Genomic DNA, 14118 nt, shown 5'->3' with positions numbered 1-14118 from the left:
ATACTACACATATGTATAAATTATTAAAATATTGTTTCTGCTTCGGGCTCCTGATGGTGTCCGCTGCAGGTAATAAGTTGTTCGCCCGGCAGCAGCAGGCGCTAACCGCCAGAATAGATTCCATAATAAATATCGAACCGGCAGAGTCGGTAAATATTGGTTACCTGTCACCTAAACGTACAAATATAACGGGCGCTGTTTCGGTAGTGAATGAGAACCGGATAAAAGATTTTGCATCGGTATCTATCGATGCATTGTTGCAGGGCCAGGTGGCCGGGGTGCGGGTCGTAAACATATCCGGTGCGCCGGGGGGCGGGGCATTGGTAAACGTGAGAGGAGTTGCTACCATAAATGCCGGGTCCCTGCCGTTGTATATTGTTGACGGCATACCCGTGAAAGCCTATCGCATGAGCGGCGCCCTGGCCCGTAATGCCGATAACAACCCGCTGGCCGATATCAATCCCGATGATATTGCCGGCATCACCGTTTTGAAAGACGCGAATGCTACCGCGCTGTACGGCATGCGCGGCGCCAACGGGGTGGTGCTCATTACCACGTATGGCGGAACTTCGGGTAAAACCTATCTCGACTTCTCGGGCTATACCGGCGTTATGCAGGCGCCCGATCCATTATCGGTGCTGAATGCAGATCAATACCGGGAATATATACTTGAAAAAGAAAGAGCGCGCGGTTTATCTGACGCTGAGATCAATAATGGCATTGGGCGTTACCTGTTATTGTCCACCCCGGCCAACCAGGTGGAGCGGTATAACAACAATACCAACTGGCAAAAGGACGCGTTGAAAACAGGACGGTTCAATAATTATCATCTTACCCTGCGGGGTGGCGATGCGGTGGCGAAATATTCATTGAATGTTGGTTATACCAGCCAGTCGGGCGTATTGAAGAACACCAGCTTCGAGCGCTTCAGTACCCGTTTCAATCTCGATTATAAGGTTGGCCGTAAATTGAGTTTCCTCAATACGCTTTCCTATACCCGCACCAACCGCGAACTGAGTGAAATGGGAAATGCGTTCAATACCAACCCGCTTTTTCTGACGGCGGTTAAAAGTCCAGCCCTCACTGCCTTTCAGCAAAGTGCGGAAGGGGAAGACCTGCGCGATTTGGATAGTGCCGATTATGCTGGCCGCAACAATCCCTATGCCGTTCAGAACGGCCTGAGAAATACCAGCAATACCAACCGCATCCTCGGCCGCATTACGGGTCAGTATACATTTTCGCCGTATTTGAATTTGCGGATAGCGATTGCCGGTGATTATTTCCGGCTCGATGAAGAGCGGTTCAGGCCGGCAGCCGGTTTTGCCCCGGAAGGGTATATAATAAGAAGTTCCGCGGCCGGTAAAAGTTATGAGCTGATGTTGTTGAATGAGAATACGCTGAACTATACAAGAACCTCGGCTTCCGGTGATCATACGTTCGATGCTACCATTGGCAGTGCATTCCAGTCGACGGCGCAGGACGCCAAGGTGGGGGTGTATGTAAATGCCACTTCCGATCAGTTCTCGGGCATCAGTTCGGCCAATGAAACCGATCCCAACCTCGATTCCATCGGCAGCGCGTCGCCATCATGGAAACTGCTGTCGTTCTTTGGAACGGTGCGTTATCGTTTTATGAACCGGTACCTGTTCGATGTAAATATCCGGGCAGACGGATCGAGCCGGTTTGCTCCGCGCTCGCGCGGAGGTAATCGCTGGGGATATTTTCCTTCTATTGGTGCTGCCTGGCGCATCAGTGATGAAGCCTTCCTGCGCAATAATAAGATCATTAGTGAATTGAAACTGCGCACCAGTTATGGTATCACCGGAAACCAGGAAGTTGGGTATTACAATTCTTTCAATGCCATTGTACCGGCGCCGTATAACAATTACTCGGCGGTGCGTTTAGGCATCCTGGGCAATAAAAATTTTCAGTGGGAAGAAACAAAACAATTCAATGTGGGGCTCGATGCTGAATTTATTGAAGGCCGCATTGGGGTCGCGATCGATTATTATACCAGGAAAACAGCTCACCTGTTCAATACCATCAATATCCCGGGCATCAGCGGGTTTGATAAATATGCGGTCAGCGAAGGCGCTATAAAAAACAACGGGGTAGAGCTGAGCCTCAATGGCAGGATCTTTACCGGTGCCTTTGGCTGGCAAACCAGTATCACCGCGGCGTATAATAAGAACAGGATCGTGTCGCTGCCCGGTAAGCTGAATCCGGTGGTCAATTATGGCGATTATAGCAGCATCGTACTTGCCGGAAATGCCGTTGGCGCTTTTTACGGTTATAACGCATTGGGCGTTTATGCCAACAGCAGTGATGTAAGTGTCAGGAACGGCGCTGCCGATACCAACCCGTTCCGCGGCGGCGATATCATTTTTGAAGATGTGGACCGGAACGGGATCATCGATGAAGGCGACCGCAAAGTGATCGGTAATACCAACCCCGATTATTATGGCGGTATTTATAACGTGTTTTCCTATAGAAATTTTGACCTGTCGGTGTTTATTGATTTTGCGGTGGGTAATGATGTATACAATGCGCAGCGCGCTGCACTGGAATCTATGTCGAATTACGATAACCAGTCAACCGGTATACAGGGCCGCTGGCAGAAAGAAGGGGATGTTACCGGTGTGCCGCGTTTATTACATGGCGATGCGGTTGGCAATACCCGTTTCTCGAGCCGGTGGATAGAAGACGGTTCCTACGCGCGGTTCAAAGCCATTACGCTGGGTTACAACTTCCCACTAAAAGGATCGCTCAAAAATGCATTCAAGACGGCGCGTGTACTGGTGACAGCGCAAAACCTGTATACGTTTAGCGATTATAAAGGTTTCAGTGCGGAGGTGGGGAGTATCACCAATCCAATTCTATATGGTGTCGATTATGGAAACGTGCCGCAGTTGAAGACGTTTATGGTGGGGGTAAAGTTGGGACTGTAGTAAGTTCACAGTTCATAGTTCATAGTTCACAGTTCATAGTTCTCAGTTCACAGTTCATAGTTGCAGCGTTATTCAGTTGTTCAGTTGTTCAGTTGTTCAGTTAATAAGTTTTAAAATAATAACATACGATGAAAGCTTGTCTAAATAAAATACTGATCGTTATCACAGTGGCTGTACTCTCGGCTGGTTGCGAGAAACTGCTCGATCCCGATCCGAAAGATGTAATACCCGATAATGAATTCCTGAAAGATTTCTGGGATGCGGAATTTATGTTGCGCGGCGCTTACCAGGCATTGCAACCTATCGTTGAGCACCGTTTCATATTGGGCGAAATGCGCGGCGATTGGGTGAAACCGGGAACGGGCGCCGATAAGGACTTGCTTGAACTGGCCAGTCATACCGTAACACCTGATAACCGGTACACCAACTGGAAGGTTTATTATGATCTTATCAATCGCGCGAACTACGTAATAGAAAACGTGCCGCGCGTTCCAACGGATGCCAATAACTTTTCAAATTTTGAGAAGAACCAGTACGTGGGGGAAGCCCGTTTCCTGCGCTCATGGGCGTATTTCAATCTCATCATGAATTTCGATTCGGTACCACTGGTGCTTACTGCTACCGATGATATTTCGAACGTACCGTATATCGGCGCCACCAGCCAGGAAGTGATCCTCGATACCATTGAAGCCGATCTGTTAAAAGCATTTGCCACCACCGATATTATGGTATCGGTACCCAATAGTTTTGAAGTGGGAAAACGGGTGAGTGAGGAACAGTCGCGGTTACGTGTTACAAAGAAGACCGTATGCGCCTTACAGGCAGAAGTGTATCTGTGGCGCGGCAAATATGCGCAGGCCGCTGCCGCCTGCGCCACTTTTGAAACGGTGAACGGCGGTGGGCCGGGTAACCGCGGCGACTGGTTCGCGATGTATCTCGGCGTTTCGAACCAGAACCTGTTTGGGGAAGCCATGTTCTTTGTGGCCTTCAATTTCCTCGGCAGGGAAGTGAACCCGTTAATGAAATTCACCAGCAATGACCCGGCATCGGGCGGTCAATACATGGTGGCGCCATCCGATTCCGCCATCAAAACATACAATCCCAATTATCCCAATAACATCAGCACCAGTAATACCATCGACGAACAGGACCGCGGTTTCGGCCGTTCGTATGCAGGCAGTGCGCCTTATTATAACCGCCTTAAAAGTGATCCGGTGATCTGGAAATACATTGGACTGGGCACGGTGACTGCGGGTAACGTAGATGTACCGCCAAATGTAAGAGCACCGTACCAGAGCGAAAGCAAATTCCATATTTACCGGTTTGCCGAAGTGTATTTGTTATGGGCCGAAGCGCTTAACCGGCTCGGTGATAAAACCACTGCCATCTCCCGCATCAATGCCGTACGCGACCGGGCAAGAATGCCGGCGCCAACGGTAACAGTCAGTTCTACCACCGAACAAATTGAAGATTATATTTTACGCGAACGCGGACTTGAATTAGGTTTTGAAGGCAGAAGATGGTACGACCTGATGCGCATAGCCCGCCGCGGCAGACCGCAGGTGCTGATCGATGCGGTAAAGAAACGGGCGCCGGTGTCGATGCACCCGTACCTGGAAACTACACTGGCAAACCCAAAGAACTGGTACCTGCCTTATAATGCAGAAGAAAAAAGACTTAATCCGAACCTGTAGCACAGGATATGCACAACAATATCTTATTGATATTACCAGACAAAAAAGCACAGGCTGCCTTATTGAACGAACTGCAGCCTGCCTTTACCGTTTATGCTACAGATACGCCTGAAGAAATAGAACAGCTTATTAAAGAAAAGAACATTGAGCTGGTTGTTTGTTCGGCCGAACATTATACGCATACCCGGCAAACCGTACAGTTGCCCGAGCCGGAAAATGATTTTATAAACCGGTTGCATAGCTGCATCGCTGCCAATATTCAAAACAAAGTGCTGAGCGTTGATTTTCTTGCCAGCACCATGAACATGAGCCGGCCCACCCTGTACCGGAAAATAAAGACCATCACCAACCAAACGCCCAATGAGCTGATAGCCCTGGCCCGGCTGAAACAGGCGGCGCTGTTGCTGGCCTCTGCGAATTATAAGGTTTTTGAAGTAGCCGAAATGACGGGGTTTAGTTCACCAAGCAGTTTCGGCAAGGCCTTTCTGAAGCAGTTTAAAGTAACACCTGTTGCCTTTCAGCAGAACCATAAAAATGCCGGCATCCATTTTAATGAACAGTTGCACATGTAAGTGTACCGGCTGTTTACATAATCGATAACCCTGTATGAAATGATCGCAGACCCGTACCGTTATTTCAATAAAAAAGCCCCCCAATAATGGAGGGCTTTTCTTATGTTAACCGGTGCGGTTTAACTTTTATCACACTTGTCTTTATCGCAGCATGGCGGACAAGGGGTTGGGCAGGGCTTTGGACATTTTTTTTCTGTCTTCGCTTTGTCGCCCTTTTTCTTGTATTTATCACCATCGTTTGAGAAAGCTACGGCGCTCATTAACAGGGCTGCAGTAGCCAAAAGAAATACCTTTTTCATATTATTTGTTTAAAATGAAAGTAAAACGTTATTGAATAAACAGCCGGTATGTGTCAACAAACATCAGGTGGTTTCCATGCCGCGGCGGCATACAGAAAAAGATAGCTGGGTTGATAATGCGGATATATTGTTTTGATGACCCCTACGGTATTACCGGGCAAAGTGGAGCCGGGCATGGTCATTACATAAAAGAGCGGACAATTATTAATACAACAGGTGGCCGTGTTCTGACAGCCGGTTTTTGATGGCTGCTTACATGGGCTTTCCGCTTTTTTGCTTTTGCAGGCGCTGCCTGTGCGCTGCGTGCAGCCTTTGGGTTTACCGGAACATTTACTTACCGGTTTGGCCACAGGCCCGCAGATCACGGGCAGCGCTGCCAGCTCGAATGCATATACTAAAATGCAAATGGATAATATGTATGCCTTTAGTTTAAACAGTTATTCTCCTTTAGTAACTCCAAAATAATAAAAAATAAACAGCCGCCAACCGTTCTTTGTATGAACGGTATGGCTTATGAAATATGCTCTGCCACAAAGTCCTGGCTATACTTTTTTATCATATTCCGCACATCCCTGAACTGTTGCAGGATCTCTTCTTCAGAACCGGTAGCTTTGGCGGGGTCGGGAAAATTATAATGGAATTTCTGTGCATTGGAAGGGAAGAACGGGCATCTTTCCTTTGCATTGTCGCAAACCGTGATCACAAAATCGAATTCAATCTCGCGGTACTCGTTTACATTGTTGGAGGTATGGCCAGAGATATCGATGCCGTCTTCTTTCATGATCTGGATGGCCCGTGGATTGACGCCATGTGTTTCCACACCAGCACTATAGACAGCCGCTTTTTCTTTGGCGAAATGTTTTAGATATCCTTCCGCTATCTGGCTGCGGCAGCTGTTACCGGTACAGAGAACAAGAATCTGTTTCATCAGTTTATTTTAGTTGGTTTGTAATTGTCGGGTTGAATAGTATTTATTGCGGAGCCAAAAGGCTACGTTCACCAGGGCAATCAATGCCGGTACTTCTACCAGCGGGCCGATCACACCGGCGAACGCCTGTCCGCTGTTGATGCCAAACACACCAATGGCCACCGCAATGGCCAGCTCAAAGTTGTTGCCGGCAGCAGTAAAGGCGATCGATGCATTGGTAGAATAATCGGCGCCCATTTTTTTGCCGATAAAAAAGCTCAGGAGGAACATGATGGCAAAATAGATGACCAGTGGAATGGCGATCCTTACCACATCAAAGGGGATCTGCACAATTAACTGGCCTTTCAGGCTGAACATTACAATGATGGTAAAAAGCAGGGCAATAAGCGTAACAGGTGAAATAAGCGGGATGAATTTGGTTTGATACCATGTTTCTCCCATGCGTTTATAAAGGAGGAACCGCGTTAAAAAGCCGGCTGCAAAAGGAATGCCCAGGTAAATGGCCACGCTTTCTGCGATTGCCCCAATGGAAATATTCACTTCTGAACCGGTAATCCCAAACAGGGGAGGCAATACCGTTACAAAAACATATGCATATACGCTGTAAAGCAGTACCTGGAAGATGCTGTTCAGGGCCACCAGACCGGCAGCGTATTCGCGGCTGCCTTCGGCCAGTTCATTCCATACGATCACCATGGCAATGCAGCGGGCAAGACCGATCAAAATCAGTCCAACCATATATTCAGGATAGCCATGCAGGAAGAGAATGGCCAGCGTGAACATGAGGATGGGACCGATAACCCAGTTAAGCAGGAGTGATGCGCTCAGCACTTTTACGTTTTTGAACACTTCTTTCAGTTTCTCATACTTTACTTTGGCAAATGGCGGATACATCATCAGGATCAGCCCGATTGCCAGTGGGATATTGGTAGCGCCCGATGAAAAGGAATTGATAAAGCCGGAAGAGGAGGGAAAGAAATACCCGATGCCAACACCCAGTGCCATGGCTAAAAAGATCCATAAGGTGAGATATCGGTCTAAAAATCCGAGTCGTTTTCTTTCGTTGGCGGGTGCGCAATTATTGGCTGACATTTTTTTTCCGGTTAATTAGTTTTTAGTTATTAATTTGTAAGGTGTGCCACATTGCCCGCAGATTCGAAGGCAAATGTGGCACACCGGAAGGTTAGTTACAACAGTCCGGGCCGCAGCAGGCCTTTTTTTCTTCAACCGGTTTTTCTGCGTAAACGGTAACGCTTCTGATGCCGGTGCCTGAAAGTTTAAAGGCTGCCAGTTGTTCGGCATCGAGGTATTGCGAAAGGATATCATCGGGAATGACGATCGCCTTGTCTTTTTGAACCGTGATATGTTCAAAACCATTCGCCTTTATCAGTTCGAGGTATTCATTTTTTTGAATGGCCCCCGAAACACAGCCTGCATACATTTCAGCCGCTTCCCTGATCGTTGTTGGCAGATCGCCCTCCAATACTATGTCGGAGATGGAAAAATGCCCGCCGGGTTTAAGTACCCTGTAAATGTCTTTTATTACCCCATCTTTATTGGGAACAAGGTTCAGTACGCAGTTGCTTACAATTACATCGGCGGTGTTGGCGGTTACGGGCATGTGTTCTATATCGCCCTGTCTGAATTCCACATTGTGAAAACCTCTTGCTTCGGCATTCAGCCTGGCCCTTTCGATCATGGCGGGAGTGAAGTCGATACCGATCACTTTGCCGGTTTCACCGGTTTCGTGGCGGGCGATAAAAGCGTCATTTCCGGCGCCGCTTCCGAGGTCGATCACCACATCGCCTTTTTTGATCTTTGCAAACTGGGTGGGCAGTCCGCAACCAAGGCCCAGATCGGCATCGGGGTTGTAGCCTTCCAGCTGGTTGTAATCGTCTGACATAATATTGTACACCTCTGTACTGCAGCAGCCCGAGCCGCAGCAGGCGCTTTGATTGGTTTCTTTATCCTGTAAGGCGATCTCGGAATATTTCTGCCTTACCATATCTTTTATCTGTTCCTGCGTTTGCATCGTTTTCTTTTTATTGTTTTATTGCAATATTGCGATGAATGGGTGCAAAAAAAATTTAACAGCAGTTATCCTTGTTTTTGTAAGCGACAAAGAAGGTATCGAATGCTTCTTTGTATTGTTTCCATACTTTAGGATCTATGCAGTAACATACACTGGTGCCATCGATGGTGCCCTGAATAAGTCCCGCGCTTTTCAATTCCTTTAAATGCTGCGAAATGGTTGCTTGCGCAAGTCCCAATTCTTCAACCAGGTCGCCGCACACACAGGCCTGTGTTTTTATGAGGTATTGAATGATGGCTATACGAGCCGGATGGGCCAGCGCCTTCATCATTTGGGCCAGTTTGTTCTGCCTGTCTGTAAATATTTCCGATTTTGTAAGTCCCATATTGTATCGCAATATTACGATTAATCTGATTGCCGCAAAATTTATTTTTAAGTGTGGCACAACTTGAAGTTGTGCCACACTTGCTAACTACCTGAACCTGATATTGTTTATGTGAATGGTTCGTGGCTGGCCTGCGGGAAATTTTATATACAGATCATGACGGCCTGATACTTTGCCGGGTTTGCCGGTGAAAGTTGTTGTTACATTATGGCCGGTTGCCGATACGGGTATGGTGGCCAGCAGCGTACCGTTTTTCAGATCATCGAGCCAGAGCTCCAGTTTTCCATTGCCGGTTGCTGTAGCTTCTATATCTACCTTGCCCGGAATATTTTTACCATTGCCTAATTCAACACCCGAGATCATAAACCAGCCGCCGTGTTTCGAGGTATTGGTAACTGCCGGCGTTTGTCCCTGGCCTGTTTTTTCAACCCCATAATAATTGCTGTAACCAGCAGCGGGCATTACAGAAAAGCCATCCTTGCAAATAAACTGATCGAAGAATGCCGGTTTGCCTTCTGCGAACAAGCCAATGCTGGTGCCTACCCACGAATTATAATTGGGTTGTACTTTATCTACATTCACTGCGCTGACAGGGGCGCCTAAAGAGGTCCAGTTTTTGCCATCGCCGCTGCAGTAAGCGCTCAGGTTATGTTCATTTCTTTCGAGCTTTAACCATACGGTTTTGCCAAAGCGATTGGGAACCTGGCGAATGGCTGAGTCGAATTTCAGGATGATCTGTTTGCCATTGTCGTAACCACTGTATAAACGAACATTCACCTGCTGGTTGCCATTGGTGAGATAGATGCCGGCTTTGGCGGCAGTATCACTGGCATCCAGTTCAACTTTGGTGACTGCTGCATAATAATGATCTGTTTCTTTCTGTACCAGGTGCGCGCGGCTGGTATCGGGCAGCAGTTGCAGCCAGCCTTTTCTTGCTTTCAATGAATAGCGGCCATCCATTTTTTTGCTTAGGAAATGCCACCATGCACCAGGTGTATCGTCATTGAAATAATCTGATTGCACACTACGCCAAAGGATGCCTGCATTGGGCAGATCGGGCCGTTGAATGGGCGTGCTTACCGGCGCGGCGCCCCAGGGGCGATCGCCTTCCCAGATAACCGGATATAAAGAGGTCTGCCGGCCTTTTCCCGACCAGTCATTGTTACCAACCCGTTCATAGCTTTGCCCTATCGTCCACCAACTGCCATCGGCCAGTTGAAAAGGCGCGGCAATATGGTTGGGACTTCTAAAGCGTACATGCGGATCGGTTATAGGTTTGAAGAAATTGCCCAGCCGTTCCCATTTTGTTGAATCGCTGATGAGCGCCGTGGCGCGTAACACGTATTGTCCGCCCGAGACATCGCCCGCCGGAAAATAATAGTAATAACCATTGCGTTTGCACATCACCGGTCCTTCGGCCCAGCTGTATTGCAGTTTGGCATTTATCCAGTCGAGATTAATTACTGTATCTGTCAATTGTCCATCCGGACCCAGTGCCTGGAGGCGGTTTACTTTTTGTCCGTTCTTTATAACCATATAAGGTTTGCCGTCGTCGTCAACAAAGATGGAGTTATCGTAACCCAATGGACCGGTTACGGGGTTGCTTTTCACCTGTACGGGGGCCGACCAGGGCCCGGCCGGAGAGCTGGATTTGCAAAACCATTGTCCGCTCGCGGAAAAATAGATCCAGTATGAACCATAGAAATACGTGATGGCACCCTGCCAGATGCCGGCCGATGGTTTGTCCGATACCCAGCCTGCAATTGCGGGTGGAACGATGCGGCTGATCACCTGCCAGTGCACCAGGTCTTTAGAATGGTATACGGGCAGGTAGGGTGTGAAATGAAAACTGGAGCCGCAATGGTAAAAATCGTCCCCAACCTTTAAAAGAGTAGGGTCGGGGTGATCGCCGGGTAGTACAGGATTTACATACGTGCTTACTTCATTATAATAAGCGGAAGAATCGACCGCGCTGTTTTGGGCCATTGTGGTCAGAGATAGTAAAAAAATGCCGATGCCTGTGAGCCATTTAAAGTATCTTTTCATATGAGGCCTTTGTCTGGTTGTTTTGTATGCAGGAGAACAATTTGGCTATGTAAAACTCGGGCAAATTGTTTTTTGTAAATGGCACATTTCATCAATTGTATGCGTCAAATGTTTGGCAGGCGTGGTTTGGTGGTCGATTTTTAATGAACAGGTACAATTTTTTAATACAGATCTCAGGTATTTCTTAAACAGGGTTCGTATTTTCAAACAAATCATAGGTTATGAAATGTCCAAATTGTAACGAAACGCTTGTTATGTCGGAACGCCAGGGAGTTGAAATTGATTATTGTCCCAAATGCCGGGGTGTCTGGCTCGATCGTGGGGAGTTGGATAAGATCATTGAGAAGTCGGTGCCGGGCAGTCAGTTACGCGATGAGGATGAATATCGCAATGAAAAAAAGGATTATGATTCGTACAGGGATCAGAATGATCCGAATTATAAACGTAAAAAGCGAGGCGGATTTTTGGGCGATCTGTTCGATTTCGATTAGGTTTTTCTATAATTAGTGTAAAAAAATTGCAGGCCACCTTTTGCCGGTCGCGATCGGCAAAAGGTGGCCTTTGTAATGTTCAACAATCCAGGGTTACGATTTAACTCTTCAAAAGGGAGGATAGTTAAAATGTGTAACTGACATCTGTTGATTACTGTAAATGTGGAACTCCTGCTAACGCCATAAAATAACGCAAATTATTTTCAACTTACAACCCCTTTATCATCCCAGTGGTCTTTGATGACGTTGCCGCTGGCATCTTTTAGCAGCCTGCGCGCATACCGGCGCCCGCGTATACGGCCCGATACATCTTTGGTGCCCATATACAAAACGATGGGATTGCCCTCTTCATCGGTTTTAAATCCCAGGTCGTACCGCAGGAATTTTTTCTCAACAAACGACGAAGGCTCGTATCGTTTGTTCAGGATCTTGAGAATAGGCGTTCCGAGTGACATATACATTGATTTAAACCCCGCCGGGGCGGGGTTTGTGAATACAATATAAACCTGAGCCTATGCTTTCTTTGTTTTTTTATTGCTTTTTTTAGCGGTCGCTTTTTTGCGCTTTTGATAAGCCTGCTCATGCGACTGTTGGCTCACTCGTTTTCCATCGGCTTTTTTCTTATTCGGATTGTCCATGATTTAATGTTTTAGTTATACTATTTACTAAATAATTATGCCAGCCTTCCAGTATGCATTCGCGATTGAAGCAGAAGTTTAGCCAACATTTATTATTTTTAGCCCAACTAACTGTTATAGTGCCGGAACATCCTACATATAATGAGCGGGAACTGCTGCTGTTGGTAGCCGATGGCAACCAGGAGGCGTTTGCCCGCATTTTTGAAAAACACCGGCAACGATTGTATACCTACCTGGTAGGCATTACCAAAGCTTCCGAAGTGGCAGAGGATATACTTGTGGATGTTTTTATGAAACTCTGGATCGGCCGCGAAATGCTGGTGCGCGTTGAAAACCTCGAAGGGTTTCTGCATAAAGTGGCTTACAATAAAGCCATGGATTTTTTCAAAACAACCGCCCGTCATGCCCGTTTGCAGCAGGTATATGCACAACGCATCGATCAGCGGGAACAAAATCCGGAAGACTGGTTTATAGATGAAGAAGCCCGCCGGATTTTGCGCGAAGCGGTGAACCAACTGCCCCCGCAGCGCAAACTGATTTATACCATGAGCCGTGAGCAGGGGCTTTCCTACGAAGAGATTGCCAAAGCCCTGCACCTTTCCCGCAACACGGTAAAAGGCACTTTAATGGCTGCCACCCGCTCCATCAGTGAATACCTGAATAAGAAATATCCCGGCAACGCCGCGCTTTCTGCCCTGTTTTTTCTCGCCTGAGCTGTTTTTAAAAAAAAGATCAAAAAAAGTTAACAGTGCGATAACCCTTTTTACCTCTTCGTGCCGTCGTAATAGTATAATCTGCTGCAATGAGCACACAAAACCACCGGTTTCAATACCTGGTACAGCAATACCTGAACGACAAATGTACAGCCGAAGAGCTGGCGGAATTCTGGGAACAGGTTCGCCAGCTAAAGGATGAAACTGTATTTCAGGCAGAGCTGGAAACGCACTGGCAGCGTTCCGCTGCCGGTAACGAGGCGCCCGCAATGGGGTGGGAATCTGTTTTGCAGCAGGTATTTACAAAGGCGGAGCCGTTTCTGCACGAACCGGCGGCCGTTCCCATGTGGCGTCGCCCGGTATTTCGTTGGGCGGCCGCTGCGGTAGTGATATTGTCGCTGGGTGTTGCGGCATTCTTCTTGTTAAATAACAACAAAACAACCGGTACAGGCGAACAGGTTGCTGCCACTACAGTGCAGGATGTGCCGGCGCCGCAAAACAACCGGGCAACCATTACGCTGGCGAACGGACAAACAGTGTATCTCGATAGTGCCGGTAACGGCGCACTGGTTAGTGAGGGCAATGTGCAGGTGATGAAACTGGCCGATGGACAAATTGCCTATAAAGGCGCTGCTACTGAACTGGTTTATAATACGCTTACTAACCCGAGAGGCAGTAAAGTGATAGATATGACGCTTGCTGACGGAAGCCGGATCTGGCTAAATGCCGGCTCTTCCATAACCTATCCTGTTTCATTTGTAGGCGATGAAAGAAAAGTGGAGATAAAAGGGGAGGTGTATTTTGAAGTAAGCTCCCTCCCGGCCTTACCCGGTGGGGGAGTAAAAGGCAAGATGCCTTTTATTGTCAATGTCAACGGGAAAGCCGAAGTGAAAGTGTTGGGCACCCATTTCAATATCAACGCCTATGACGACGAACCCGATGTGAGAGTGACGTTGCTGGAAGGATCGGTGAAAGTTGTTAGTCGTGAAACGGTCCCGCCTCAAAGCGGGAGCAAACGTGAAAAGGATAATGAGTTGGCTGCAGTGCTGAAACCAGGCGAGCAGGCTGCAATTGCAGGAGCCCATTCACCATTGACCATTCACCATTCACCCAACCTGGCCCAGGTAATGGCCTGGAAGAACGGCCTGTTCAGCTTTACCGGCGCCGACCTTGCCACTGTAATGCGCCAGCTTTCGCGCTGGTACGATGTACAGGTGAAATATGAAGGACAAATACCCGACCGCAAATTCAGCGGAGAAATAACCCATGATCTTACCTTATCTCAATTGATGAACGGATTGCAATCATTGGGCATCAAATTCCGGATTGATGGCCGTACAATGATTATACAACAAAAATGATCACTGATTGA

At 47.7% G+C, this 14118-nt stretch carries 14 protein-coding genes; 6 read left to right on the top strand and 8 right to left on the bottom strand.

The window, feature by feature from the left end; all coding sequences use genetic code 11:
- Positions 1-11: 11 nt before the first annotated feature.
- The 3 genes from A4R26_RS20955 to A4R26_RS20945 all read left to right on the top strand — a co-directional run bounded on the left by A4R26_RS20955 (position 12) and on the right by A4R26_RS20945 (position 5214).
- Positions 12-2948 (top strand): SusC/RagA family TonB-linked outer membrane protein, encoded by a 2937-nt coding sequence (locus tag A4R26_RS20955; RefSeq protein WP_133054745.1) that lies wholly within the window; start codon positions 12-14, stop codon positions 2946-2948.
- A gap of 128 nt (positions 2949-3076) precedes the next feature.
- Entirely contained in the window at positions 3077-4642 is a 1566-nt protein-coding gene (locus A4R26_RS20950; RefSeq protein ID WP_081167946.1) for a RagB/SusD family nutrient uptake outer membrane protein, read from the top strand.
- Between the two features lie 8 nt (positions 4643-4650).
- Positions 4651-5214: a helix-turn-helix domain-containing protein gene (locus tag A4R26_RS20945; RefSeq protein ID WP_081167943.1), complete on the top strand. Its 564-nt coding sequence runs from the start codon at positions 4651-4653 to the stop codon at positions 5212-5214.
- Between the two features lie 119 nt (positions 5215-5333).
- Here A4R26_RS20945 and A4R26_RS20940 read toward each other — a convergent pair whose 3' ends face one another.
- The 6 genes from A4R26_RS20940 to A4R26_RS20910 form a co-directional block, all read right to left on the bottom strand.
- Positions 5334-5513 carry a hypothetical protein gene (locus A4R26_RS20940; RefSeq protein ID WP_081167940.1) on the bottom strand — a complete coding sequence of 60 codons (180 nt, stop codon included), beginning with the start codon at positions 5511-5513 and terminating at the stop codon, positions 5334-5336.
- 511 nt (positions 5514-6024) lie between these two features.
- Entirely contained in the window at positions 6025-6441 is a 417-nt protein-coding gene (locus A4R26_RS20930) for an arsenate reductase ArsC (RefSeq protein WP_081167933.1), read from the bottom strand.
- 9 nt (positions 6442-6450) lie between these two features.
- A complete protein-coding gene (arsB, locus tag A4R26_RS20925; protein ID WP_081167929.1) occupies positions 6451-7533 on the bottom strand; it encodes an ACR3 family arsenite efflux transporter in 1083 nt (360 codons plus the stop codon).
- 91 nt (positions 7534-7624) lie between these two features.
- Positions 7625-8473, bottom strand: coding sequence for an arsenite methyltransferase (locus A4R26_RS20920; protein ID WP_081167926.1), 849 nt, complete (start codon positions 8471-8473; stop codon positions 7625-7627).
- 55 nt (positions 8474-8528) lie between these two features.
- Positions 8529-8858, bottom strand: coding sequence for an ArsR/SmtB family transcription factor (locus tag A4R26_RS20915; protein WP_081167922.1), 330 nt, complete (start codon positions 8856-8858; stop codon positions 8529-8531).
- An 87-nt stretch (positions 8859-8945) separates the two neighbouring features.
- Positions 8946-10904 carry a family 43 glycosylhydrolase gene (locus A4R26_RS20910; protein ID WP_081167919.1) on the bottom strand — a complete coding sequence of 653 codons (1959 nt, stop codon included), beginning with the start codon at positions 10902-10904 and terminating at the stop codon, positions 8946-8948.
- A 221-nt stretch (positions 10905-11125) separates the two neighbouring features.
- Here A4R26_RS20910 and A4R26_RS20905 point away from each other — a divergent pair, with 221 nt between their 5' ends.
- Complete coding sequence (locus tag A4R26_RS20905) at positions 11126-11395, top strand: TFIIB-type zinc ribbon-containing protein (RefSeq protein ID WP_081167912.1); 270 nt, start codon at positions 11126-11128, stop codon at positions 11393-11395.
- Positions 11396-11598: 203 nt separating this feature from the next.
- On the opposite strand, the gene A4R26_RS20900 is transcribed toward A4R26_RS20905, so the two are convergent.
- Positions 11599-11850 carry a hypothetical protein gene (locus A4R26_RS20900; RefSeq protein WP_081167909.1) on the bottom strand — a complete coding sequence of 84 codons (252 nt, stop codon included), beginning with the start codon at positions 11848-11850 and terminating at the stop codon, positions 11599-11601.
- Positions 11851-11907: 57 nt separating this feature from the next.
- Positions 11908-12033 (bottom strand): hypothetical protein, encoded by a 126-nt coding sequence (locus A4R26_RS35890; protein WP_278248437.1) that lies wholly within the window; start codon positions 12031-12033, stop codon positions 11908-11910.
- A gap of 119 nt (positions 12034-12152) precedes the next feature.
- Between A4R26_RS35890 and A4R26_RS20895 the strand changes: the two genes are divergently transcribed.
- Positions 12153-12746, top strand: a complete 594-nt coding sequence (locus tag A4R26_RS20895) for an RNA polymerase sigma factor (protein ID WP_165760353.1) — start codon at positions 12153-12155, stop codon at positions 12744-12746.
- Positions 12747-12835: 89 nt separating this feature from the next.
- On the top strand, positions 12836-14107 hold the full coding sequence (locus tag A4R26_RS20890; RefSeq protein ID WP_081167902.1) for a FecR family protein: 1272 nt from the start codon (positions 12836-12838) through the stop codon (positions 14105-14107).
- Positions 14108-14118 lie beyond the last annotated feature (11 nt).

Origin of the sequence: Niastella populi, assembly GCF_002078015.1 — a bacterium.
GTDB classification, from domain to species: Bacteria; Bacteroidota; Bacteroidia; order Chitinophagales; family Chitinophagaceae; genus Niastella; species Niastella populi.
Note: the sequence above shows the minus strand (reverse complement) of the source record. Positions and strands in the feature narration are given on the sequence as shown.

Excerpts from the sequence above, each read along its gene's own strand:
- A4R26_RS20955 (WP_133054745.1), top strand. The coding sequence starts at position 12 with ATGTATAAATTATTAAAATATTGTTTCTGCTTCGGGCTCCTGATGGTG.
- A4R26_RS20950 (WP_081167946.1), top strand. The coding sequence starts at position 3,077 with ATGAAAGCTTGTCTAAATAAAATACTGATCGTTATCACAGTGGCTGTA.
- A4R26_RS20945 (WP_081167943.1), top strand. The coding sequence starts at position 4,651 with ATGCACAACAATATCTTATTGATATTACCAGACAAAAAAGCACAGGCT.
- A4R26_RS20940 (WP_081167940.1), bottom strand. The coding sequence starts at position 5,513 with ATGAAAAAGGTATTTCTTTTGGCTACTGCAGCCCTGTTAATGAGCGCC.
- A4R26_RS20930 (WP_081167933.1), bottom strand. The coding sequence starts at position 6,441 with ATGAAACAGATTCTTGTTCTCTGTACCGGTAACAGCTGCCGCAGCCAG.
- arsB (WP_081167929.1), bottom strand. The coding sequence starts at position 7,533 with ATGTCAGCCAATAATTGCGCACCCGCCAACGAAAGAAAACGACTCGGA.
- A4R26_RS20920 (WP_081167926.1), bottom strand. The coding sequence starts at position 8,473 with ATGCAAACGCAGGAACAGATAAAAGATATGGTAAGGCAGAAATATTCC.
- A4R26_RS20915 (WP_081167922.1), bottom strand. The coding sequence starts at position 8,858 with ATGGGACTTACAAAATCGGAAATATTTACAGACAGGCAGAACAAACTG.
- A4R26_RS20910 (WP_081167919.1), bottom strand. The coding sequence starts at position 10,904 with ATGAAAAGATACTTTAAATGGCTCACAGGCATCGGCATTTTTTTACTA.
- A4R26_RS20905 (WP_081167912.1), top strand. The coding sequence starts at position 11,126 with ATGAAATGTCCAAATTGTAACGAAACGCTTGTTATGTCGGAACGCCAG.
- A4R26_RS20900 (WP_081167909.1), bottom strand. The coding sequence starts at position 11,850 with ATGTCACTCGGAACGCCTATTCTCAAGATCCTGAACAAACGATACGAG.
- A4R26_RS35890 (WP_278248437.1), bottom strand. The coding sequence starts at position 12,033 with ATGGACAATCCGAATAAGAAAAAAGCCGATGGAAAACGAGTGAGCCAA.
- A4R26_RS20890 (WP_081167902.1), top strand. The coding sequence starts at position 12,836 with ATGAGCACACAAAACCACCGGTTTCAATACCTGGTACAGCAATACCTG.